The sequence below is a fragment of the Microbacterium sp. P2_F9 genome (assembly GCF_056403635.1).
Map to the genome: position 1 here is coordinate 1 of NZ_JBFUFC010000033.1, position 20,689 is coordinate 20,689.

23 protein-coding genes, 1 tRNA gene and 1 pseudogene are annotated in these 20,689 nt (G+C 68.6%); 13 read left to right on the top strand and 12 right to left on the bottom strand.

Going from position 1 to position 20,689, the window contains the following annotated elements:
- From AC1DVT_RS05520 to AC1DVT_RS05530, 3 genes and pseudogenes are all read right to left on the bottom strand, one after another.
- Positions 1-217 (bottom strand): annotated as a pseudogene (locus AC1DVT_RS05520) (competence protein ComEA); the annotation flags it as partial.
- 93 nt (positions 218-310) lie between these two features.
- Entirely contained in the window at positions 311-2,887 is a 2,577-nt protein-coding gene (gene leuS / locus AC1DVT_RS05525) for a leucine--tRNA ligase (protein WP_477387212.1), read from the bottom strand.
- A 100-nt stretch (positions 2,888-2,987) separates the two neighbouring features.
- The gene (locus AC1DVT_RS05530; protein ID WP_477387214.1) at positions 2,988-4,301 is read right to left on the bottom strand and encodes an anthranilate synthase component I family protein; all 1,314 of its coding nucleotides are present in this window, start codon (positions 4,299-4,301) and stop codon (positions 2,988-2,990) included.
- Positions 4,302-4,343: 42 nt separating this feature from the next.
- Here AC1DVT_RS05530 and AC1DVT_RS05535 point away from each other — a divergent pair, with 42 nt between their 5' ends.
- From AC1DVT_RS05535 to AC1DVT_RS05550, 4 genes are read left to right on the top strand one after another with little or no spacing between them, the layout of a single operon-like run.
- Positions 4,344-5,027, top strand: coding sequence for a DedA family protein (locus tag AC1DVT_RS05535; RefSeq protein WP_477387216.1), 684 nt, complete (start codon positions 4,344-4,346; stop codon positions 5,025-5,027).
- Positions 5,028-5,031: 4 nt separating this feature from the next.
- On the top strand, positions 5,032-6,063 hold the full coding sequence (locus tag AC1DVT_RS05540; protein ID WP_457098543.1) for an App1 family protein: 1,032 nt from the start codon (positions 5,032-5,034) through the stop codon (positions 6,061-6,063).
- Positions 6,064-6,093: 30 nt separating this feature from the next.
- Positions 6,094-6,828, top strand: a complete 735-nt coding sequence (locus AC1DVT_RS05545; RefSeq protein WP_457098542.1) for an SOS response-associated peptidase — start codon at positions 6,094-6,096, stop codon at positions 6,826-6,828.
- Positions 6,825-7,706, top strand: a complete 882-nt coding sequence (locus AC1DVT_RS05550) for a 3-methyladenine DNA glycosylase (protein ID WP_457098541.1) — start codon at positions 6,825-6,827, stop codon at positions 7,704-7,706. Before AC1DVT_RS05545 ends, AC1DVT_RS05550 begins: the two co-directional genes overlap by 4 nt.
- Before the next feature lie 18 nt (positions 7,707-7,724).
- Here the strand turns inward: AC1DVT_RS05550 and AC1DVT_RS05555 are convergent, their stop codons facing one another.
- The 6 genes from AC1DVT_RS05555 to AC1DVT_RS05580 all read right to left on the bottom strand — a co-directional run bounded on the left by AC1DVT_RS05555 (position 7,725) and on the right by AC1DVT_RS05580 (position 13,404).
- Positions 7,725-8,936, bottom strand: a complete 1,212-nt coding sequence (locus AC1DVT_RS05555; RefSeq protein ID WP_477387218.1) for a glycoside hydrolase family 3 N-terminal domain-containing protein — start codon at positions 8,934-8,936, stop codon at positions 7,725-7,727.
- Between the two features lie 75 nt (positions 8,937-9,011).
- The gene (locus AC1DVT_RS05560; RefSeq protein WP_477387220.1) at positions 9,012-10,688 is read right to left on the bottom strand and encodes an acyl-CoA dehydrogenase family protein; all 1,677 of its coding nucleotides are present in this window, start codon (positions 10,686-10,688) and stop codon (positions 9,012-9,014) included.
- Positions 10,685-11,770 (bottom strand): zinc-binding metallopeptidase family protein, encoded by a 1,086-nt coding sequence (locus tag AC1DVT_RS05565; RefSeq protein WP_457098538.1) that lies wholly within the window; start codon positions 11,768-11,770, stop codon positions 10,685-10,687. The genes AC1DVT_RS05560 and AC1DVT_RS05565 overlap by 4 nt, the downstream gene beginning before the upstream one ends.
- A gap of 93 nt (positions 11,771-11,863) precedes the next feature.
- Positions 11,864-11,936 (bottom strand) — tRNA-Ala (locus AC1DVT_RS05570).
- A gap of 90 nt (positions 11,937-12,026) precedes the next feature.
- Positions 12,027-12,770, bottom strand: coding sequence for a phosphatase PAP2 family protein (locus AC1DVT_RS05575; protein ID WP_477387222.1), 744 nt, complete (start codon positions 12,768-12,770; stop codon positions 12,027-12,029).
- 73 nt (positions 12,771-12,843) lie between these two features.
- Entirely contained in the window at positions 12,844-13,404 is a 561-nt protein-coding gene (locus AC1DVT_RS05580) for a GNAT family N-acetyltransferase (RefSeq protein WP_457098536.1), read from the bottom strand.
- A 106-nt stretch (positions 13,405-13,510) separates the two neighbouring features.
- Here AC1DVT_RS05580 and AC1DVT_RS05585 point away from each other — a divergent pair, with 106 nt between their 5' ends.
- The 4 genes from AC1DVT_RS05585 to AC1DVT_RS05600 all read left to right on the top strand — a co-directional run bounded on the left by AC1DVT_RS05585 (position 13,511) and on the right by AC1DVT_RS05600 (position 15,739).
- Entirely contained in the window at positions 13,511-14,101 is a 591-nt protein-coding gene (locus AC1DVT_RS05585; protein ID WP_477387224.1) for a GNAT family N-acetyltransferase, read from the top strand.
- A gap of 162 nt (positions 14,102-14,263) precedes the next feature.
- On the top strand, positions 14,264-14,758 hold the full coding sequence (locus AC1DVT_RS05590; RefSeq protein WP_477387226.1) for a hypothetical protein: 495 nt from the start codon (positions 14,264-14,266) through the stop codon (positions 14,756-14,758).
- A 137-nt stretch (positions 14,759-14,895) separates the two neighbouring features.
- Entirely contained in the window at positions 14,896-15,354 is a 459-nt protein-coding gene (locus AC1DVT_RS05595; protein WP_457098533.1) for a hypothetical protein, read from the top strand.
- A 133-nt stretch (positions 15,355-15,487) separates the two neighbouring features.
- Positions 15,488-15,739 carry a hypothetical protein gene (locus AC1DVT_RS05600; RefSeq protein WP_457098532.1) on the top strand — a complete coding sequence of 84 codons (252 nt, stop codon included), beginning with the start codon at positions 15,488-15,490 and terminating at the stop codon, positions 15,737-15,739.
- A gap of 38 nt (positions 15,740-15,777) precedes the next feature.
- Here the strand turns inward: AC1DVT_RS05600 and AC1DVT_RS05605 are convergent, their stop codons facing one another.
- A complete protein-coding gene (locus AC1DVT_RS05605; protein WP_477387228.1) occupies positions 15,778-16,284 on the bottom strand; it encodes a TIGR03668 family PPOX class F420-dependent oxidoreductase in 507 nt (168 codons plus the stop codon).
- A 150-nt stretch (positions 16,285-16,434) separates the two neighbouring features.
- On the opposite strand from AC1DVT_RS05605, the gene AC1DVT_RS05610 reads away from it, so the two are divergent.
- A complete protein-coding gene (locus AC1DVT_RS05610) occupies positions 16,435-17,310 on the top strand; it encodes a sulfurtransferase (RefSeq protein WP_477387230.1) in 876 nt (291 codons plus the stop codon).
- Positions 17,311-17,366: 56 nt separating this feature from the next.
- On the opposite strand, the gene AC1DVT_RS05615 is transcribed toward AC1DVT_RS05610, so the two are convergent.
- Entirely contained in the window at positions 17,367-18,119 is a 753-nt protein-coding gene (locus AC1DVT_RS05615) for a GNAT family N-acetyltransferase (protein WP_477387232.1), read from the bottom strand.
- A 142-nt stretch (positions 18,120-18,261) separates the two neighbouring features.
- The gene (locus AC1DVT_RS05620; RefSeq protein WP_477387234.1) at positions 18,262-18,564 is read right to left on the bottom strand and encodes a hypothetical protein; all 303 of its coding nucleotides are present in this window, start codon (positions 18,562-18,564) and stop codon (positions 18,262-18,264) included.
- A gap of 217 nt (positions 18,565-18,781) precedes the next feature.
- Here AC1DVT_RS05620 and AC1DVT_RS05625 point away from each other — a divergent pair, with 217 nt between their 5' ends.
- The 4 genes from AC1DVT_RS05625 (at position 18,782) to AC1DVT_RS05640 (ending at position 20,603) form a co-directional block, all read left to right on the top strand.
- Complete coding sequence (locus AC1DVT_RS05625; protein WP_477387236.1) at positions 18,782-18,925, top strand: hypothetical protein; 144 nt, start codon at positions 18,782-18,784, stop codon at positions 18,923-18,925.
- A gap of 362 nt (positions 18,926-19,287) precedes the next feature.
- Positions 19,288-19,803 (top strand): hypothetical protein, encoded by a 516-nt coding sequence (locus AC1DVT_RS05630; protein ID WP_477387238.1) that lies wholly within the window; start codon positions 19,288-19,290, stop codon positions 19,801-19,803.
- 155 nt (positions 19,804-19,958) lie between these two features.
- A complete protein-coding gene (locus AC1DVT_RS05635) occupies positions 19,959-20,228 on the top strand; it encodes a hypothetical protein (RefSeq protein WP_457098525.1) in 270 nt (89 codons plus the stop codon).
- Positions 20,229-20,336: 108 nt separating this feature from the next.
- Positions 20,337-20,603: a DUF1232 domain-containing protein gene (locus AC1DVT_RS05640; protein ID WP_477387240.1), complete on the top strand. Its 267-nt coding sequence runs from the start codon at positions 20,337-20,339 to the stop codon at positions 20,601-20,603.
- Positions 20,604-20,689: the final 86 nt, after the last annotated feature.

Below are 20,689 nucleotides of genomic sequence, written 5' to 3' on the forward strand. Positions count from 1 at the left end.
CCCCGGAGACGTGCACGTACAGGACCGCCGCGGCCACGGCGTCGCCGGACCCGGCATCCGAGGCCGCGGGATCGATGGCGACGACATCCACCGGCGCGGCGGCACCGCGCAGGATCCCGATGCCGACGGTGATCGCGAGCGCAGCCAGGACGACCACGATCGCGGCGCCGACGCCGAACCGCCTGCGGTCGCTGGGAGAGTCGTCGACCGGGGCCACCCGCCCACGCTAGGAGCGTGGGCGGCGCGGACTGCGGTCACGTCACGTCACTCGTGGACCGGGCGCGGCGCCCGGCCGCTTGGGGAGGAGCGCTCAGCGCGTGCTGAAGCTCACGACCTTCGGCGGCCGCACGACCGCGCGAGTGATCTCGCGACCTGACAGTGAACGCACGACATGCGCGTCGTTGCGAGCGAGCAGCTCCAGCGCGGCGGCGTCGATGCGAGCGGGCACCTCGAGGGTCGCGCGCACCTTGCCGTCGATCTGCACGACCGCGGTCACGGTGTCTTCGACCAGCAGCATCGGATCCGGCTGGCGCCACGGCACCAGCCCGACGAATCCGTCGTAGCCGAGGATCTCCCACATCTCCTCCGCGGTGTGCGGGGCGAACAGGTCGAGCACCATCGCGGTGGCCTCGGCGGCCTCGCGCACCGCGGGGTCCGCGGGGCCGGCGCCGGTGTCGATCGCCTTCCGAGTCGCGTTCACGAGCTCCATCAGGCGCGCCACGACGACGTTGAACTTCGTCTGCTCGACGAGCCCTGGGGCATCCGCCAGCAGGCGGTGCGTGACGCGGCGCAGCGCCGGATCGCCGTCCGCCCACTTGACGTCCGGGTGGCTCGAGACATCGCTCGCGACGCGCCAGGCGCGCGCGAGGAACTTCTGCGCACCGGTGGTCGAGACGTCCTCCCAGTTGATGTCGTCTTCGACCGGACCGGCGAAGGCGATCGCGACGCGCACGGCATCGGCGCCCGGGTCGATCATGCTCGAGGCGAACTCGACGAGGTTGCCCTTGCTCTTGSACATCTTCGAGCCGTCGAGCAGCACCATGCCCTGGTTGATGAGGCTCGAGAACGGCTCGGTGAAGTCCACGTAGCCCATGTCGAAGAGCACCTTGGTGATGAACCGCGCGTACAGCAGGTGCAGGATCGCGTGCTCGACACCGCCGATGTAGGAGTCGACGGGGGCCCAGCGGTCGGCTTCGCGCCGCGGGAACGCCTGCGTCGGGTCGTTCGGGGCGAGGAACCGGAGGAAGTACCAGGAGCTGTCGACGAACGTGTCCATCGTGTCGGGGTCACGGAGGGCGGGCTCCCCCGTCTCGGGATCGACGGTGCTCATCCACTCGGTCGCCGCGCCCAGCGGCGACGTGCCCTTGGGCGTGAGGTCGAGTCCCTCGACGTCCGGCAGCGTCAGCGGAAGCTGGTCCTCCGGAACCGGGACGATCCGCCCGTCCGCGGTGTGGATCATCGGAATCGGCGTGCCCCAGAAGCGCTGACGCGAGATGAGCCAGTCGCGCAGGCGATACGACTTCGCCGCGCGACCGGCGCCGGCCGCAGCCAGCTCCTCCGTGATCCGGGCGATCGCGTTGCGCTTGGACAGCCCGTTCAGCGACCCGGAGTTGATCATCCGGCCATCGCCGGAGAGCGCGACACCCGTCCGCGCAGGGTCGAGATCGGAGACGGATGCCTCGTCCGTGCCCGGATCGATCGGCGCACCGTGCTCGTCCAGCTCGATGACCGGGATCGCACCGGTCACCGGTGCGGTCGTGTCGACGACGACGCGCACCGGCAGATCGAACGCACGGGCGAAGTCGAGGTCGCGCTGGTCGTGCGCGGGCACGGCCATGACGGCGCCGTGGCCGTAGTCGGCGAGGACGTAATCCGCCGCCCACACCGGCAGCCGCTCGCCGTTGATCGGGTTGATCGCGTAGCGGCCGAGGAACACCCCGGTCTTGGGGCGGTCGGTGCTCTGCCGCTCGATCTCGGTCTGCTTCCCGACCTGCTCGAGGTAGGTCTGGAAGCGCGTCCGCACGTCGGCGTCCGCGCCCGCGACCAGCTCGGTCGCCAGGTCGCTGTCGGGGGCGACCACGAAGAACGTCGCGCCGTGCAGCGTGTCGGGACGGGTCGAGAAGACGGTGACCCGGTCGGCACGCCCCTCGATCTCGAACTCGATGTCCGCGCCGACCGAGCGGCCGATCCAGTTGCGCTGCATCCGGATGACCTTCGACGGCCAGAAGCCCTCGAGCTGGTTCAGGTCATCGAGCAGCCGGTCGGCGTACTCGGTGATCTTGAAGTACCACTGCGTGAGCTTCTTCTTGACGACCTCGGCGCCGCAGCGCTCGCAGTGCCCGTCGACGACCTGCTCGTTCGCGAGCACGGTCTGGTCGTTGGGGCACCAGTTGACCGGGCTGTCCTTGCGGTATGCCAGGCCCCGCTCGTACAGGCGCTGGAACAGCCACTGGTTCCAGCGGTAGTACTCCGGGTCGCTCGTGTGCAGGATCCGCGACCAGTCGTACGAGGAGCCGTACTCGCGGAAGCTCTTCTTGTGCTGCTCGATGTTCGCGTAGGTCCACTCGCGCGGATCGGCGCCGCGCTGGATCGCCGCGTTCTCGGCCGGCAGGCCGAACGAGTCCCACCCGATCGGGTTGAGGACGTTGTAGCCGCGGTGCCGCCAGAAGCGGGCCACGACGTCGACGTACGCGTAGCTCTCGGCGTGGCCCATGTGCAGGTCGCCGGACGGGTACGGGAACATGCCGAGCACGAACTTGCGCGGGCGGGTGTCTTCGCTGCCGCCGGCACGGAACGGGTCGGCCTCGGCCCAGCGCTCCTGCCACTTCTGCTGGATGGCGTAGGCGTCGAATGCGCCTTCCGCGGGCACGGCAACGTCTGCGGGCATGTTCTGACTCACGGAGGGGTACCAATCGAAGAAGGTCGAGACGTGCGAACACGTCCTTCCAGGTTACCGGACCCGTCGAATCCGTTCCGGTTCCTGATCCTCACCAGCCGGGAGGAAGGATGCCGCCGATCGCGGCCAGCGGCCCCCGCGCTTTGATGCCCACCTCAGCGACTTCGGCCGCGGCATCCGATCTCCACGTGATCCCTCCGCCGGCGCCGACGTAGGCGCCGCCGGAGTGGGTCACGATCGAGCGGATCACCATCGCGAGGTCGAGGGCGCCGTCGTCGCCGACCCAGCCGAAGCACCCGGCGAAGACGCCCCGCGGGCCGCCCTCGAGGTCGTGGAGGATCGTCATCGCCGAGAGCTTGGGCGCCCCGGTCATGCTCCCCGCGGGGAACGCGGCGTCGAGCAGATCGCCGATGGTCTGCCCGGCGCGGATGCTGCCGGAGACGGTGCTCACGAGCTGGTGCACCGCCGGGTAGCTCTCCACCGCGAAGAGCCGCTCGACGACGATCGTGCCGGGATCGGACACCCGTGAGAGGTCGTTGCGCATGAGATCGACGATCATGACGTTCTCGGCGCGCTCCTTCTCGCTGCCGATGAGCTCCTGCACCAGGGCGTCATCTTCGGCCGCGTCCGCACCGCGGGGGCGGGTGCCCTTGATCGGGTTGGTGCGCACCGTGCCGTGGCCCACCTCGAGGAACCGCTCCGGGCTCGCGCTGGCGAGCGCGACTGCGCCGGCGCGGATGAGCCCGCCGTGATGAGCGGGCGTGGCCGCGCGCAGACGCAGATACGCCTCGTCGGGATCGACGGATGCCGTGACCTCGAACCGCGTCGTCAGGCACAGCTGGTACGCATCACCCTCGCGGATCGCATCCCGGCAGCGCTCGATAAGCCGCGCGTACTCGCTGGGCGAGTGGCGCGACGCGACGGCGGACGGATTCGGATGCCGCGGCTCCGGGTCGCTCTCCGCCGCCCACGTGCCGACCTCGGCGGCGAAGCGGCCGGCGTCTGACGCCGGGGCGACCGCCCACACCCGCCCGGCCGCATGGTCGAAGGCCACGAAGCGGTCGACGCGGAGCCAGAGCTCCTGCGGCACCGGGTCCGCGGACGCAGCGACCGGGGCGCCCGCGCGGGCCGCGGCATCCTCGTATCCCAGCCAGCCGATCCACCCGCCCCGAAAGGGACCTGCCGTCCACTCGTCGGCGGCGGACTGCGCCGGCGCGCAGGAGAGCGCGCGGATGACGTCGGTGTCGGTGGCACGGACGCCGCTGCCGATCCAGCTCCAGCCGGAGATCGCGCCCGGCCCGGCGTCGAGCCAGAAGGCGTTCTCAGCCGTTCCGGGACCGCCGACGAACGCCCGTGCCGGGTCGATCCAGCCCGGCAGCGGGACGGCGACGAGCGGCTGAGGCACGAATCCAGAGTAGGGGCGGGCCGAGCGGCTTAGGCTCGGGGCGTGAACGAGTTCCTCACGTGGCTGCTCGACGCCGTGCAGAGCGTCGATCCGCTCGTGCGAACGCTCGTGGCGGGGTTCGCGATGATGCTCGAGACCAGCATCCTCGTGGGCCTGGTGGTTCCCGGCGACACGATCGTCATCGTTGCGGCCACCGCGGTCGCCTCCCCGCAGGAGGCCATCCTCCTCGGGGTCGCCGTGGTCATCGGCGCTCTGATCGGCGAGAGCATCGGCTTCTGGCTGGGGCGGGTCCTCGGACCCCGGATCCGGGACTCGCGCCTCGGCCGGCGGATCGGCACCGACAAGTGGGAGCGCTCGGAGCGATATCTGCAGCGCCGCGGCGGCCCGGCGATCTTCCTGTCCCGCTTCCTGCCGGTGCTGCACTCACTCGTGCCGCTGACCGTCGGGATGAGCGGGTTCCGGTATCGCCGGTTCCTGGCCTGGACGGCGCCCGCCTGCGTGCTGTGGGCGACCCTCTACATCACGGTCTCCGCCCTCGCCGCGGGCACCTACCGCGATCTGGCGGATCGCCTGCACTACGCCGGCTACATCTTCGTCGGCGTCATCGTGCTCTTCCTGGTGCTCATCTACGCCGGCAAGAAGCTCATCGAACGCCTCGAACACCGGCATCTCGTCTCGGATGACGACACACTCACACGCCCCGTCAAGGGGGACGTGGAAGACTGAGGGGATGCCCTCCTCCGCTCCGGCCCGCGCCAAGGTGCACTGGCTTGCCCGTCTGGAGTACCGCTTTCACTCGTGGCGGGAACGCCGTGGTCGCGCGCGCGGGCAGCTGCCGACGGTCATGCCCCTCCCGGGCTATGGGGGCGTCGACTGGGTGCGGGTGCTCGGGCGGGTGATGATCGTGCCGCCGGTCAAGCCCACCGGCACCGGCGTGTACGCGAGCGTGCGCGGCTGGCGCAGCTTCGTCTCGGTGCCGATCGGGTTCGCCCAGGTGTCGATCACGGTCGCCGGCGTCACCCACGAGGTCGTCGCCGATCGGGGCGGCGTGATCGACACAGTGATTCCGACGCGGCTCGAGCCTGGCTGGCAGACCCTGACGATGTCCGTGGAGGGCGCCGAGCCCATCGAGAGCCAGGTCTTCATCGTCGGACCCGACATCCGGTTCGGGGTCGTGTCCGACGTCGATGACACCGTCATGGTGACGGCGCTCCCCCGCCCCCTCCTGGCCGCCTGGAACTCCTTCGTCATCGACGAGCACGCGCGCCAGCCGGTGGCCGGCATGGCGGTGCTGATGGAGCGGCTGACCCGCGAGAATCCAGGATCCCCGGTCATCTACCTCTCCACCGGAGCTTGGAATGTCGCTCCGACCCTCATCCGGTTCCTGCGCCGGCATCTCTTCCCGCCGGGCGCGGTGCTGCTCACGGACTGGGGCCCGACGCACGACCGCTGGTTCCGCAGCGGCATGGTGCACAAGCTGACCAACCTCCGCCGGCTCGCCCAGGAGTTCCCCCAGGTCAAGTGGCTCCTCGTCGGCGACGACGGGCAGCACGACGACGAGATCTACACGACCTTCACGCGCGAGCATCCCGCCAACGTGGTCGGCGTCGCCATCCGGCGACTCTCGCCCGCAGAGGCGGTCCTCGCCGGCGGTCGCACCGCGGTCGATGACCACTCCGCGGCCACGGTGCCCTGGGTGACCGAATCGGATGGCGCTGGTCTCCTCGAGCGGCTCGAAGAGGTCCACGTCCTGGGCGACTGAGCGTCCGACCCCGCGCGTAGGCTGGTTCGCATGTGCGGAAGATTCGTCGTGGCCAATGTGGGCGAAGAGCTCGTGGGCGTGCTGCGCGTCGACCTCGCGGGCGATGACCTGCCCGCGCCGTCATACAACGTCGCCCCCACCAGCCAGGTCGCGATCGTGCTCGACTCGGCCAAGACCGAACCGCCGACGCGCCGGCTCGAATCGGCGCGCTGGGGTCTGGTCCCGTCCTGGGCGAAAGACGTCTCGATCGGCGCCAAGGCGTTCAACGCCCGCTCCGAAGAGCTGGAAGACAAGCCCATGTTCCGCAAGGCGCTCGAGAAGCGCCGCGCGGTGGTGCCGGCATCCGGGTATTACGAGTGGAAGACCGTCGACGGGCAGAAGATCCCGCACTACATCCACCCCGCCGATGACGGGCCGCTGTTCTTCGCGGGCCTTTACGAGTGGTGGAAGGATCCGGCGAAGACCGACGACGATCCCGCCAAGTGGCTGCTGAGCTTCACGATCCTCACCCGCGACTCGATCGGGCGGCTCGGCTCGATCCACGACCGCATGCCGCTGTTCCTCGACGGCGACTTCGCCGACGCCTGGCTCGACCCGACGACCGACAATGTGCGCGACATCCTCGATGCCGCGATCGACGCCGCCCCCGACGTCGCCGAGACCCTCGACGATCACGTCGTGTCGAAGGCGGTGGGGAATGTGCGCAACAACTCCCCCGAGCTCATCGAGCCCGCGGGTCCCGCGATGCCTGCTCTCGACGTGTGACCAGCCGCACTGCCGTGCCCGGCGCCGTCGTCATCGCGACGGATGTCTGGCGCGCCCGCGAAGACGCGCATCATGCCAGGGCCGATGCGCTCACCGCGGCGCACCGCGAACGGGCGTCGCGCGGCGAGAAGCATCCCGTAGAGGATTTCCTCTTCACCTACTACTCGTACAAGCCCTCCGTGCTGCGCCGCTGGCACCCTGGCTCCGGCGTCGAACTCGCGGATGCCGCGACCGAGCCGCGCGCCCAGTGGCGCTGGTACCGTCCGGGCCGTGCCGCCGGGTCGATCGAGGTGGATGCCGCCGCCTTCCGCGCCGACCGCGGCCTGCTCATGACCGGCGTGGAGCGGATCCTCCTGGCCACTGCCGAACGGTCCGCGAGCTTCGGCTGCTTCGGACTCCACGAGTGGGCGATGGTCTACCGCCAGTCCGAGCATCGGCACTCCACGCCGCTGCGGCTCGGCCAGACCGGCACCGATGCGGTGGTCGACGCGCACGAGCTGCGCTGCACGCACTTCGACGCCTATCGGTTCTTCACGCCGGAGGCGGTCCCCCGCAATCTGACCCCGCTCTCGCGTGACAGCCAGGCCGGCTCCGAGCAGCCCGGCTGCCTGCACGCCGGCATGGATCTGTACAAGTGGTCGGTCAAACTCGGACCGCTCGTGCCGGGCGAACTGCTGCTCGACGCATTCGAACTGGCACGCGACATCCGGATCCTCGACATGCGCGCGTCGCCCTACGACCTCGCGGACCGGGGCTACGCGCCMGTGCGGATCGAGACGAAAGAGGGCAAGGCCGAGTACGCGAGCGGGCAGCGGGGGTTCACCGTGCGCGCGCAGTCGATCCGCGCGCGTCTGCTCGAGGTGCTGGAGCGGGCCTGACGCCTGCCGGCAGCTGGGTCAGTCCACCKGAGCGCAGTCGGCGCACGGCATCAGACCGCGACCGTCGGCGGCGATGCGAAGTCGCAGGGTCAGCACCCTGGTGGCGGCTTCATCCAGCCGCGCGGCCGGCACCGCGCCGGCGTCGACAGCCGCGACGATGCCTGCGGCGATTCGCGACGCGGTCCCCGAGTCCGAGTACAGGACCGTGAGCAGCAGATCGTTGCCCGCCGCAAGCGCCGCGACGGCATTCGCGACCGGATCGCTGTACGCGGGGATTCCGGACGCCTGAAGCATGCCGAGGTCGTCCGTCACGGAGACACCGGTGAAACCGAGCTCCTCCCGGGCGATCCGATGCCACTCGGCCGAAAGCGTCGCCGGGGCCGTGTCGACGGCGGTGAACGAGAGATGCCCGAACATCAGCAGCGGCGCTCCGGCGCGGATTCCGGCTTGGAACGACAACGCACCGGTCGCCGCCCACTCCTCCTTGGACATCCCGGTGGAGGGAATGAGGGCGTGCGAGTCACCGGCCGCCGCGCCGTGCCCGGGGAAGTGCTTGAGGGTCGAGAGATCCTCCTCCGCCTCCGCGCCCACGGCCGCGGTCACCCGCGCGGAGGAGTCATCGGGCGTGGTTCCGAGCGCCCGGCGGTAGATGAACATGGACGGATCGGCGGTCTCGTCCGCGACGATCCCGAAGTTCACCGCGATACCGGCCCGCTGCACGAGGGCTGCCCGCGCGGCGAAGGCATCGGCCGTGGCCGCCGGCGGGTCGTATTTGAGCGTGAGCGACGACGGGAAGCCGTCCCACGGGAGCCGCGACACATCGCCGCCCTCCTGGTCGATGGCGATGAGCGGCGGCAGCGCCGGATCCCCCGTCAGCGCCGTCGTGACGGCACGCAGCTGCGTTTCGTCGGTCGGGATGTTCGCGCCCATCAGGAGGAAGCCGCCGATCCCGGTGGTGCGCATGTAGTCGCCCAGTGCGGCGACGTCGGTGGTCGGGATGTGACCCATGACGACCGTCGCGGCCTTCTGGGCGGTCGACATCGATGCCACCAGCCGCTCGGCCTGCTTCGCGAGCGAGTCTTCGGATGCCGCGACGACGCGCACCGAGCCTGTTTCCGTTGACGCACCCTCGGACGGGTCGGGGCTCGCGGCAGTCGCCCGGGAGGCCGGCGGCGCGAACAGCAGCGTCACCGCCGCCCCGAGGGCGAGGAGACGCAGACGGGGGCTCACCGATCCAGCGTAGGCGCCATGCGGTGCCCCCGCGGTGGCCGGAGGGGGCATGACCGGCGCTGGGCGAAGACCCTGTCAGTGGCGGGCCACGATGGCCGCGGCATCCGTTCCGCGTGGGAGCACGCCATACTGCGCGGCGCGGTCCTCGCCCAGACGGCTCGCGATGAACGCCTCCGCGTCGAGGGAGGGCGCGTGCCGCAGCATGAGCGATGCCTGCAGGGCGAGCGCGAGGCCCTCGCTGAGCCGCCGCGCCTGCGTCTGCGCGGACACGGGATCCGCCGCCACCTCGACGAGCAGCTCGAGCGTGCGGGCGACATGTCCGTCGAGAAGGCCGGACGCGCCCTCGGTGATCGCCAGTTCGTCGGCGAACGCGTCGGCGCTCGCGTCGTCGTGGGTCAGGGCGCGCAGCACGTCGAGGGCGATCACGTTGCCCGAGCCCTCCCAGATCGCCATCACGGGCTGCTCGCGATAGCGCCGGGCCAGTGGGAACGACTCGGTGTAGCCGTTGCCGCCGAGGCACTCGAGCGCCTCATACGCGTGCTGCGGTCCCCTTTTGCACACCCAGTACTTCGAGACGGGCGTCGCCAGCCGCCGGAGGGCGACATCGCGGTCGGAGGCATCGTCTTCGAAGAGCTGCGCGAGCCGCAGCCCGGTCAGCATCGCCGCCTCGGACTCCATCGCCAGGTCGGCGAGCACTGCGGTCATCGCCGGCTGGTCGACGAGCTTCGCGCCGAAGGCAGCACGACCGCGTGCGTGCCAGATCGCCTCGGCGACGGACTGGCGCATGCCCGCAGCCGTGCCGAGCACGCAGTCCAGCCGGGTGCGCTGGACCATCTCGATGATCGTGCGCACGCCTCGGCCGGGCTCACCCACGATCGTGCCGATGGTGCCGTCGAACTCCACCTCGGCCGACGCATTGGAACGATTGCCCAGCTTGTCTTTGAGCCGCTGGATGCGGAAGACATTGCGCGTGCCGCGCGGGAGGATCCGCGGAACGAACAGACAGCTGAGGCCCTCGTCCTCGTTGCCCCGCCGCGTCTGGGCCAGGACGAGGAATCCGTCCGACATCGGTGCCGAGCAGAACCATTTGTGACCGGTGAGCTGATAAGCGTGCCCGCCCATGTAGGTGCCGAGGGTGGTGCCGGCCCGCACATCGGACCCCCCCTGCTTCTCGGTCATCGCCATCCCGATCAGCGCGCTGCCCTTCTCCTGATCAGGCAGCAGCCGGGGATCGTAGCCGCGCGAGTAGGCGCGCGGCAGCCAGTCCTCCGCCACCCACGGCGAGTCCTTGAGCGTCGCCACGGCGGCGTGGGTCATCGACACGGGGCACGCATGACCCGGCTCGACCTGGGCGAAGAGCATGAACATCGCGGCGCGGGCGGTGTGGGCGCCCGGCCGAGGGTCGGCCCACGCCGAGGTGTGCGCCCCGCGCGCGAGCGCCGCCCCGAGAATCCGGTGGTACGAAGGGTCGTATTCGACCTCGTCGAGCCGGAACCCCCACCGATCGTGCGCGGAAAGCACCGGAGTGTGGGTGTTGGCGCGTTCGGCGTCGCGCTGGAAGTCCAGTGAGCCGACGAGGGTCCCTGCCTCGTGCAGCCCGTCGCTCGCCCACCCCGCACCGAACGCCTCCACCGCCGCGACCAGCGGCGCGTTGGCCGCGAACTCGTCGAGGTCGACGCGCCACTCGGGCTGATTCTCCACGTAGTGCGTGAACTGCCCGATCACGCGCTGCCCGCGCGCGAATGTGGTCACGAAGTCTCCGTCTCGCGGGGCAGCGCGAGGACCATCTGCTCGACGCTGGTCAGCGGGGCGTGAGTCACGATGTCGTGCATGAAGGCCAGCTTCCGCCGCACCGGCGGCGCGATCACGAAGGGGTACAAGTCGCCGAATCCCATGGCCCGGTTGATGCGATTGAAGGCCTGCGACATCCACTCCCAGTCGTTCAGCAGCTGCGCGACAGGCTGGTCGCGGTAGGAGTCGAGCGGGACGACATCCGTGTCCCGCAGATTCGTCACGACCGAATCGAGATGGATGCCGATGGTCGCGGCCGTCTGGAGGGTGCCGGTGATGTGCAGATAGTGCGCGAAGGTCTCGGCGAAGTCCTCCCACGGGTGCATCGTGGCGTACTCGGAGATGAAGGAGTCCTGCCAGCCCTCGGGCGCGCCGAACTTGTAGTGCCGCTGAATGGAGTCCTGGTAACTGGCGCGCTCGTCGCCGAAGAGGTGTCGGCACTCCGCCCACATCTGGTCGTCGGTGAGCAGGACGTTCTGGTAGTAGTGGCCGACCTCGTGGCGCAGATGGCCGAGCATCGTGCGGTACGGCTCGCCGAGTCGCACCCGGAGTGCCTCGCGACGGTCATCGAGGCTCTCTGCGAGGTCGAGGCTGATGATGCCATTGGCGTGGCCGATCGAGACTCTGCGTCCGAGCGAGATGCTGGAGAGCAGATCGAAGCCGAGTCCGCCAGGCTCCACATCCCAGGGCACGATCGGCAGCCCGAGATCACCGAGCTGGAGTATGAGGCGCCGCTTGGACTCTTCAGTCTTGGCGAGCTTTTGGAGTGCGACGGTGTCGCTGCCATCCGGTCGAGTGCGGGTGAGCCGACACGAGAAGCACCGGCCTGCCGGAGCGCCCTCCCAGACCAGCCAGTTGCACTCCCATCCGCGGTTCGAGCAGGTGTACCAGATCTGATCGTCGATCACGGTCTGTCCGCGGCGGAGGCTGTAGAACTGGCGCGTCACCAGGTGGAAGCCCAGCTCCGCGTCGCAGTTGTGACATTGAAGGGCGTCCAGGTAGACGAAGTGGCGGCAGGACGGGCAGCGCGGCTGTGCGATCACTCGTTCACCGTATCCCCGCCAGGGCGCGTTCGAGTCGCTTCGCGCGGGAAATGAGAAGAGCGCCCCCTCGCGGGGACGCTCTTGTCGTTTCGGTGGACCTGAGGGGATTCGAACCCCTGACCCCCTGCATGCCATGCAGGTGCGCTACCAGCTGCGCCACAGGCCCGAAGCATCTTGTCGACACCACTGGGCTTCGCGGAATATCCGGCAACCGGAGCCGCCGACCCTACGAATATACCCGGGCGTCCACAGCAGGTCAGTATGAGGCTTCTCCGGACTGATCGGTCGCCGCTGCGGGGGTGGCAACCTTCACCCAGATCGGCGGATGTGGTTTGCGGCGCTCGCGATAGAGCACAAACGCAAACGGAGCCCAGATGATCACCGCAAGACCGACGCCGACGAGCATCCCACCGATGGTGTCGGATATCCAATGCGCCCCGAGGTAGGTGCGGCTCAGCATCATCAGCAGTGTGTACGCGGCTCCMACGATCCATACCCAGGTGCGCCAGAAGATGATCCCCAGCGTCGTGGCGATGAGCGCTGCATTCGCGCTGTGGCCGGACGGGAACGAGCCGACGTCGGCCGTGACCAGGATGTCGGTCGGACGAGGACGACCGATGACGTTCTTCATGACGAGGACGACCAGCGCGCTCGCGATCGTGGCGCAGACGAAATAGAGCGCCGCCCACGGCCTTCGCCAGAGGAGCAGGCCGGCGATGATGGCGAGCGGAACAATGGCGATCCCGCTGATGCCCCCGCCGATCCAGTTCAAGGCGAGCGCGAGGACCGTGAACACCGGCGCGCGAGCCTCTACCAGTTCTCCCATCCACTCCACCTCGAAACCGAACGGCTTGTCCGCCTGGCGATAGAAGATCACCGCGCCGAGCAGGATGACAAGCAGCAGCGCGGCGGCCGCTGAGACCACCCACCACAGGCGCGCGATCTTCACCGGTGCGGGCGCGGGGCCCTCGATCAGCTCTGAGACGTCTTCGTCATCCATCCGTTGATAGTACGTTCAACGGTCGCGCTGACGGCGGCAAACACCGCCGACGGTCCAGCGCACGAGTCACCGGTCAGAGGGTGGCGCGCATGACCCACCGCCACTTGGCGATACGCCGGTCCCGCACGAATCCGTGTCGTAGGAACAGCTCTTCGGGGCCGGTATGGAGATATGCGCCGCGTTGCGGCGGTCGGTCCTCCGTCTGCTCCGGGTAGGCCTCGACGATGCCTCCGCCGGCGCGTTTGATCTCGTCAAGCGCCCCGCGAACGGCGGCAGAGGCGATGCTCTTGCCGCGATCCTTCGAATTCGTGAAGATGCAGCCGATCCGCCAGTCCGGCGGTTCCTTCGCCTCGGCGTCGTAGGCGCGGCGGCTCTTTATGTTGGGCAGCTCCGGCGGGGTGCCGAACTGACACCAGCCGACACACCTGTCATCGTCGTAGACCAGCACCTGTCGCACCGCACCCTGCTGCACCAGCTGCTGCTTGGCGTCGCGGTTCCCTTGGCGTGTTCCGGTGGAGCCGCCCGGATGGAATCCCATGCACCAGCAGCCACCCCACACGCCGTTGTTCGACTCGACGAGTGCGGCAAAATCTTCCCACGAGTCCGGTGTCAGCATCCGGGTGGTCAGCGCCATGGCGCAATTGTCACCCAAAGCGGCCCGACCCTCAACGGGCGGCGCGCGACGCGACCACGTCGCTGTCCTTCCGGGGCGCCGTCCTCAATTGGTGCAGTATTGCTCTGTGTCTCAGGCAACGTTGCAGACCGACCGCATGCGGCTGATCCCCTTGGGTGATGAGCATCTGGAACTCGAGGTGGAGTTGGACTCCGACCCGGAGGTGATGCGCTACCTGACCGGCGACGGTCGCACCCGAGCCCAGGTCGAAAGGGCGCACKGGCTCAGGCTTGCGACCGCACAGCCCGTTGCCGGGCTCGGCTTCTGGGTCGGCTTCGTCGATGACGAGTTCATCGGCTGGTGGCTGTTGCAGCCCGCCGGGTGGGGCGAGGAAACTCTCCTCCCGGGCGAGGCTGAACTGGGTTACCGGCTGCTTCGGAAGCACTGGGGGAAGGGGCTTGCCACCGAGGGCGCACGCGAGATGGTGCGCCACTCTTTCCAAGACCTCAACATGAATCGCGTTTTCGCCCTCACCATGACGGTGAACGAGCGATCCAGGGCAACCATGTCCTCCGCGGGCCTTCGGTACATCCGAACCTTCTACGAAGACGATGACGACCGCGATGGCAGCGAATTCGGCGCCGTCGAATACGCGGTCACCAGAGACGAATGGGACACTGCACAGGCCAACCCCGATGTCGCGAAACCCTCAGCGTGACCTCCTCACCCCTCGTCACTCGCGTCGATCGATCGGCAGGGGGCGTGTCGGACCCAGGGAGCTAGCACTCGTCCGCGACGCTGGCAACCCCACCCCGATTTCATGCGCACTCACGGCCGGCGCGCATACGATTGCGCGACAGCACGATGAAGGGAGACGCCAATGACCGACATCCAGGGAGACTCCGAAACCACCCAGGCGGCCCGAGACGCCGCCGAGCGAGTGCGCACGTCGGCCGTCGACGGCGCAGAATCGTTCGGCGCCACGGCGGAGCAGATCGCGGACGAGGCCTCGGCCGGCGCGGAAGCCGCGAAGAGCGATGTCGCAGGAACCGTGAGCGACATCGCAGACAAGGTGAGCGAGAAGGTCGGCGACGTCGTCGATGGCGCCAAAAGCGCTGCGTCCGACGCGAGGGCCGCGGCCGGAAAAGCCGCGGATGCCGCCATTGATGCTGCGAAGGCCGCAACCGCGAGTTTCAAGGACGTGGCCGACGACATCGACTTGGACAGCCTTGTCGCCCATACCAAGACAGTCGCGGGCGACTGGACGGACAAGCTGAAGCAGACATACCGCGAGCRTCCAGGCGTCGTGATCGCCGCAGCCGCGGGCGCCGTGGTGGTGCTGGGCGCGATCGTGCGCTCGATCGCTCGTCGCTGACACTGACAGTTGCCGAGACCCGCGGAATTCCGCGGATCTCGCCCGCCGCCCACTACGCTCTACCTGTGCCCCACCCTTCGTCAACTGCCGCTGGCGCGGGCTCCATGCGCTTTCTCCGGGCCGCGCAATCGGCAATCGTGGCGACCCTGCCGGTGCTGGTCCTGCTGCTGATCCCCGCATTCGTGCTCGGCAGCGCGGGCGAGTCGGGGCTCGGGGCTCTCGGCGGGCCGTGGCTCAACGGACTGTTCCTGGCGGCGATCATCCTGATCCCGAAGCTCAATGGCGCACTCGACCCTGAGGTGCCGGACTGGACCTCGTCCACCGCCATGGCCGCGACAGGGCGCGTGTGGCGCACGCGCGTGTGGTTCGCAATCCTGGCGGCCCTCGCACTGCTCACCATCTTCGCCGCAGGGCAGACCGCCGCTTACTTCATCGGTCGGGTCTCCCCCGCCATCGTCGACGGTGCGCTGAACTACGGCCGCTTCCTGGTGCAGGAAATGGTGGTGTATCTGTTCGGGTACGTCCTGTCGCTGGTCGCGTACGTGCTGATCGTCCGCGCCCTCGTGCGGCCCGAGCCGAAGCCCCGCAAGCGCTGAGCGAAGCCTGCGGCCCGCCATCACTGACGGACGCCAGGTCTAGAGGGCAGGGTGAGCCGCCTCTGCGATCTCGCAGCCCTTGACCAATGCCAGATCGATTCCTAGAATCCCGCTGCGAAGGGAGCGATCCGACATGGATGGACCAGATCTTCTCGCGGCACGACTTCTCCGCGCCACGGTCGCCGACGACGTCGACGCCGTCAGTCACCTCGTCGTCGAAATCGAAGACAACGGCTACGCCGGCCTCGTCGCCACAGGACTCGCGCAGTCCTACATCAACGAACTGCTGAAGACGGCCAGACGCGAACCGCTCCTGCGTGCCCTCGAAGCCCGGATCCTCGAGCTGACAACCATCGCGGAGGAAACAGAAGACACGTCGGGCTGATCACCGCTCGCGCAGTTCGTTCCRCGTGTTGGGTGCGATCAACCGTGCGCCCATCCGCTCCACTTCTTCACCTCGGTCACGATGATCGGCCCAGGATGTGCGGCGTTGCGGTACTGCTCGTACTTGTTGTTGAGCGCCTCCCATGCTCGTTCCCAAGCCCAACCGTCCTCCGCGACGGCAGCGACCCCATCAGCCCGGACCCACCACAGTCGGCTCCAGTCCTCGTCGTAACCGTCCCAGCAGAGAGCGACGCGCGGATCACTTCGGATGTTCCTCAGACGCTTCAGATCGAGGGTGGACTTCGGCTTCTCGTCGATGCCGATAACGACAAGTCCCCCTAAGACCGCGAACGTGACGGGCACCAGGTGTGGATCGCCACCCTCCGACACAGTCRCCAGGCGGCCGACCCGCTCCGCGAGCGCCAGACTTCGAGACTCTTCAGCGGAATACCTCATCCAGCCATCCTGCCCCTCGGTGGCATCAGCAGTTCCACGACCCACAACGGCGCCGGCACGATTCACGTTCCAGGTGATCGGCGGCATCATCGCGATCGCCTCGTGAGTCCGCCTCGATATGGTGGGCGTCAGCGACTCACCCGCCGAGTGCTCGGCAGCACGCCCGGTCTTCGAGGGGAGGCCGGAATCGCGGGGCGCCCGGCCGGAGGCCTGCCGGTTGCGGCGTGTGAGGATGTCGGTATGGCGACCTCCTGGGCCTTCCCTCTGATCTCCGTGGACGAGCTCCGCACGCGTCTCGAGGCCGGTGACGGCATCCGTCTGCTCGATGTGCGGTATCGGCTCGAGCAGCCCGATGGCCGACCCGACCATCGCGCCGGCCATCTTCCCGGCGCGGTGTACGTCGACATGGACACGGAACTCGCCACGCACGGCGATCCGTCGCGGGGGCGGCATCCGGTTCCCTCCCGAGAGGCGCTCCAAAGTGCCGCGCGCCGCTGGGGCCTCCGCGTCGGCGACGCCGTCGTCGTCTACGACGACTATCGTTCGGTGTCGGCCGCGCGTGCATGGTGGCTGCTCACCCATTCAGGTGTCGACGATGTGCGGGTGCTGGACGGCGGCTTGTCGGCATGGGTGGCGGCGGGACTTCCTCTGGAGTCGGGCGATGTCGTGCCCGCGCGCGGGTACATCGAACTCGAAGAGCTGAGCGGAGGAATCGCGACGATCGACGATGCCGAATCCTGGCCGGCACGGGGCGTGCTGCTCGACGTGCGCGCGCCCGAGCGCTACCGAGGCGAGACCGAGCCGTACGACCCGATCGCGCGACACATCCCCGGAGCCGTCAACCTGCCCGCGGGCGCCTACCTCCACGGCGCGGGCTTCGCAGAGCCCGAGGCGATCCGCGACGCCTTCGCCAGTGCGGGAGTGACAGATGATTCACCCGTCGCCGCCTATTGCGGCTCGGGGCTGACGGCTGCGCACCTCGCGCTCGCCGGCGCGGTCGTGGGCGTCGACGTGACCGTGTTCCCCGGCTCGTGGAGCCAGTGGTCGAACACACCCGGCCGTCCCGTCGCGACGGGACCAACGCCGGGCGGCGACCTGGCCCGGTCGCAAACTTAGACCGCTGATTGCGGCGTCGTCCCTGGCTTCGAGCCCACCGGCCCACGGCTGATGGGTCAGACGGGTCGGCGGACGACGGTGTAGCTGTCGTGCTCCTCGGCCGGCGTGAAGCCGCGCGCATCGAACATCGACCGCAGTCCACAGAACGACGCTGAATCCTCGCCGGTATCCGTTCGGCGCGGGTATCCCTCGACGAAACGTGCGCCCCGGCCATTGCCGTCGGCGACGACGCGATCGAGGAGCGCCGAAGACACGCCATGGCGCCGGTACGGCGGAGCGATGATGAAGCAGGAGACCCCCACGACCGTGTCAGACGCGGGGCCTCCGCGATCGACGTCCGCGTATTTCGCGTAGGTCGATCGGCGCGACGCGTTGACCCAGCCCACTGGTCGGCCGTCGACGTAAGCGAGGTAGCCGAGCGTCGCTCCTGAACGCAGCCGCCCGATCATCTCGGCGCGCACATCCCGCCAGGGTCGCTCAGGGACCTCACCGGTATGCGGATGCAGGCAGTAGCACGATCCCCAGTCGGGGTTGTCGGGGAACGCGTCGCGGTCGAAGAACCGCAGCCAGTCGTCGATGCGTTCCTCGGTGACTGGGTGCACCTCCACCGAGCCGATCGACGCACGCCGCTCGACGGGGCCGTCCTCGCGCACGGACGCCTCCGCGAAGTTGCGCGCCCACCGCCGCAACTCTTCATCGGGATACGGCACGTCGTGCACCGCACGCACATGTGCGACGAACTGCTCGACGAGCGACTCGATCTCGGCGCCATCGAATCGCGTGTCGTTCTCGAAGCATTCGATCCACATGTCAGTTCTCCGCGCAGACACCGGGTTTCAGCACTTCTCCAGCCTAGAAGCGCCGGGCGCCGCCCGCCTAGAGACCGGCTGGGTACGCGTGAGTGACGGCGGAAGCCACTCCGCCGGGATCGCCACCGTCGTGGACGGTATCTCAGAGATTGCGGCGTGCGTCCAGGTCGTCTGCGAGCCGGTCCGCCTCGCGTGCAACGGCCTCCTGCTCGGCCTCGCTCAGCGGCGGGAGGCCCACTTCGTCGGCCGGAATGCCCTCGTACGGGTCGGCGCCGGGGAACTCCTGACTGAACGAGCCCGCGACGACTCCCCCAGGGGGAACCTCGTCGCCTGCGGCACCCAACAGCGTCTCCTCGCCCGGAGGCTGCTCCGGTACGTCGTCTCCGAGGTGCTTACGATGCCACTCACCGCTCATGTCCACTCCCACCATTGCCAACAGCGCCACCGATCATCATCGAGACGATGGCGATGACTTCTTCTTACCATCGACTTCAAACATCATGTCTTCGCCCGGCGCACACACGGAACGTTGGCGCCATCGACCGCCTCTTCCGCGCCCCGCACGCGTCGTGGCACCCCGCATTGCTGTCAGCTCTCCGGATATGCTCGCCGCAGGAGGCACCATGTCAAGCGACGACCGACACATTCACCCTGGATCTGAGATGGACCTCGCCATCAACCGGGCACTCGAGGCAGCCAAACTCCAGGCCGGGGACGCCTCCACGACCTTTACCGCCTTCGTCGGACAGCCGGAGCCTTTCTCCGTCGACGTCGATGGCGATGCCGGTGCCGCGGACGGCGACTAACCGGTTCAGTGGGCTAGGCGGTGGAGGACGGTGCTCACGTTGATATCGGCGCGCTCGATCGCGTCGATTCGGAGGCGCGGAACGTGAAGCGGCTCAATCTCGCTCTTCATGTACTGGACGTGCGCCCAATCGCCGGAGGTACTTGAATCACGGATGCGGCGGGCGCACAGTGGAAGGAGAGAGGGAGGTCACACATGCGCGACTGGATGGCTCACCCCGATGTCATGCCGATCCTCTCCCCGGGCCGGCACCGCTCGCCACGGCGCGGGGCCTGCTTCATGGAATTCGCGTCATACCTCGCGGGAGAGCGTTGGAGTGACCATCCCGCCTGTACGCACGGCACTCTCGCGCATCTCGCACGGATGGTGAACGACCTGACGAGCGAAGCCGGACGCGCCCGGCTCACGGCGCTCATTCCGTCAGTGGTCGGTCTGACGAGCGACGACCCGCTGCTCGACGTCCTGCTCGCCCTGCGAGCTGCCAGCGCCGCCCTCCCGATCGCCGCTGAGGAGCGCCAGCGTGCACAGGCGGTGGGCATGCGCGTTGCCCTCAGGGTCCTCGCGGAACGGGACGGCGAACTCGTCGCGGAGTCGCGTGAACTGGCTCAGGCTGCCCTCCGCGCCGCACCCGCCGCGGATGCTTGGGCTATCCGGTTCATCGAGAAGGTCGGTCCGGGCGGCCCTGGCATGACCGTACGGCAGTGCCGGGATATCGTGACAGGCGCCGTCGATGGGATCGCGCGGGCGTGCGGCGGAGATCCCGACGAACGACTCGTCGCCTTGCTCACTGCCGCGGTGTCGGACACGGCGCGCTTTGTGGGCGCGGCGCGGGAGGCGGCGGATGTCCGCGCCGAGGCGGATATCCCCGTCGCCGTCTAGTCCGGCCTTCGGTCGGCTCGGTCTGGTGCTGGTCTCTCCTGACGCTTCGTGAGATCGACTACAAGCGCTGACCGTGGTTCCCAGTCAACCCCCGACAATCGGTGGCCAGCCCGCGTCTCACGCGCTGCGGGCACCGGACACGCGATAATCGACGCATGTCTTCCTCCGTCGAACGCCGCTCCAATCCGACTGCCTGGGCCGCGTTCTGGTTCGCACTGGCCGGCCTCCTCCTCATGCCCATCCCACTGTTCATCGGGCTGATCCTCGGTGGCGCTCTCTCCATCGTCGCCGCCATCCTCGCCGTGATCGGGCTCTTCAAGGGACTCGCGCGCAACGGCAAGGGCATCGCCCCCGTCGTGTTCGCAGGCATCTTCATCGCGCTCACGTGGGGCGGCATCTCGGTTGGCGGCGGCACCGTCTGGTAGGCGGGTCGCCAATAGAGGACCCGCAACAGCCTTGGTGATCGCTGGGAACTTCCAGCCAAGATCCTGCAGTCCCGCGGCATTGCTTCAGTCGTGGCGCACTATGAACCCATGTGGTGGAGATTTCTCAAGGCGGTCAAGGCGCGACAGCACCGCGTTGCTGCGACGACGTGGGTCGCCGGCATCGCTGCCGTTGTCTACACGATCGCGCCGATCGATCYGATCCCCGAAGTCGTACTCGGCCCCCTAGGTTTCGTGGATGACCTCGGTCTTTGGGGGATCCTCGCCATCCTTTTCGCACGCGAGCAGCGCCGGTGGTTGGCAAGCCTGGCGCCCAGCCGAGCTGACCCCGGGATCGCAGCCCAGCCCCTCAGCTGATCTCTGATCGTGGTCCGACCCGCCGCGCAGTTCAGAGTGCACGAAACGCATTCGCGTTCCCGTTTCATCCGCTGCGAACACCACAC

Coding starts and splice junctions, on each gene's coding strand:
- AC1DVT_RS05540 (WP_457098543.1), top strand. CDS start 5,032: ATGCCCTCCTCCGCTCCGGCCCGCGCCAAGGTGCACTGGCTTGCCCGT.
- AC1DVT_RS05545 (WP_457098542.1), top strand. CDS start 6,094: ATGTGCGGAAGATTCGTCGTGGCCAATGTGGGCGAAGAGCTCGTGGGC.
- AC1DVT_RS05580 (WP_457098536.1), bottom strand. CDS start 13,404: ATGGCGCTGACCACCCGGATGCTGACACCGGACTCGTGGGAAGATTTT.
- AC1DVT_RS05600 (WP_457098532.1), top strand. CDS start 15,488: ATGGATGGACCAGATCTTCTCGCGGCACGACTTCTCCGCGCCACGGTC.
- AC1DVT_RS05610 (WP_477387230.1), top strand. CDS start 16,435: ATGGCGACCTCCTGGGCCTTCCCTCTGATCTCCGTGGACGAGCTCCGC.
- AC1DVT_RS05615 (WP_477387232.1), bottom strand. CDS start 18,119: ATGTGGATCGAATGCTTCGAGAACGACACGCGATTCGATGGCGCCGAG.
- AC1DVT_RS05625 (WP_477387236.1), top strand. CDS start 18,782: ATGGACCTCGCCATCAACCGGGCACTCGAGGCAGCCAAACTCCAGGCC.
- AC1DVT_RS05630 (WP_477387238.1), top strand. CDS start 19,288: ATGGTGAACGACCTGACGAGCGAAGCCGGACGCGCCCGGCTCACGGCG.
- AC1DVT_RS05635 (WP_457098525.1), top strand. CDS start 19,959: ATGTCTTCCTCCGTCGAACGCCGCTCCAATCCGACTGCCTGGGCCGCG.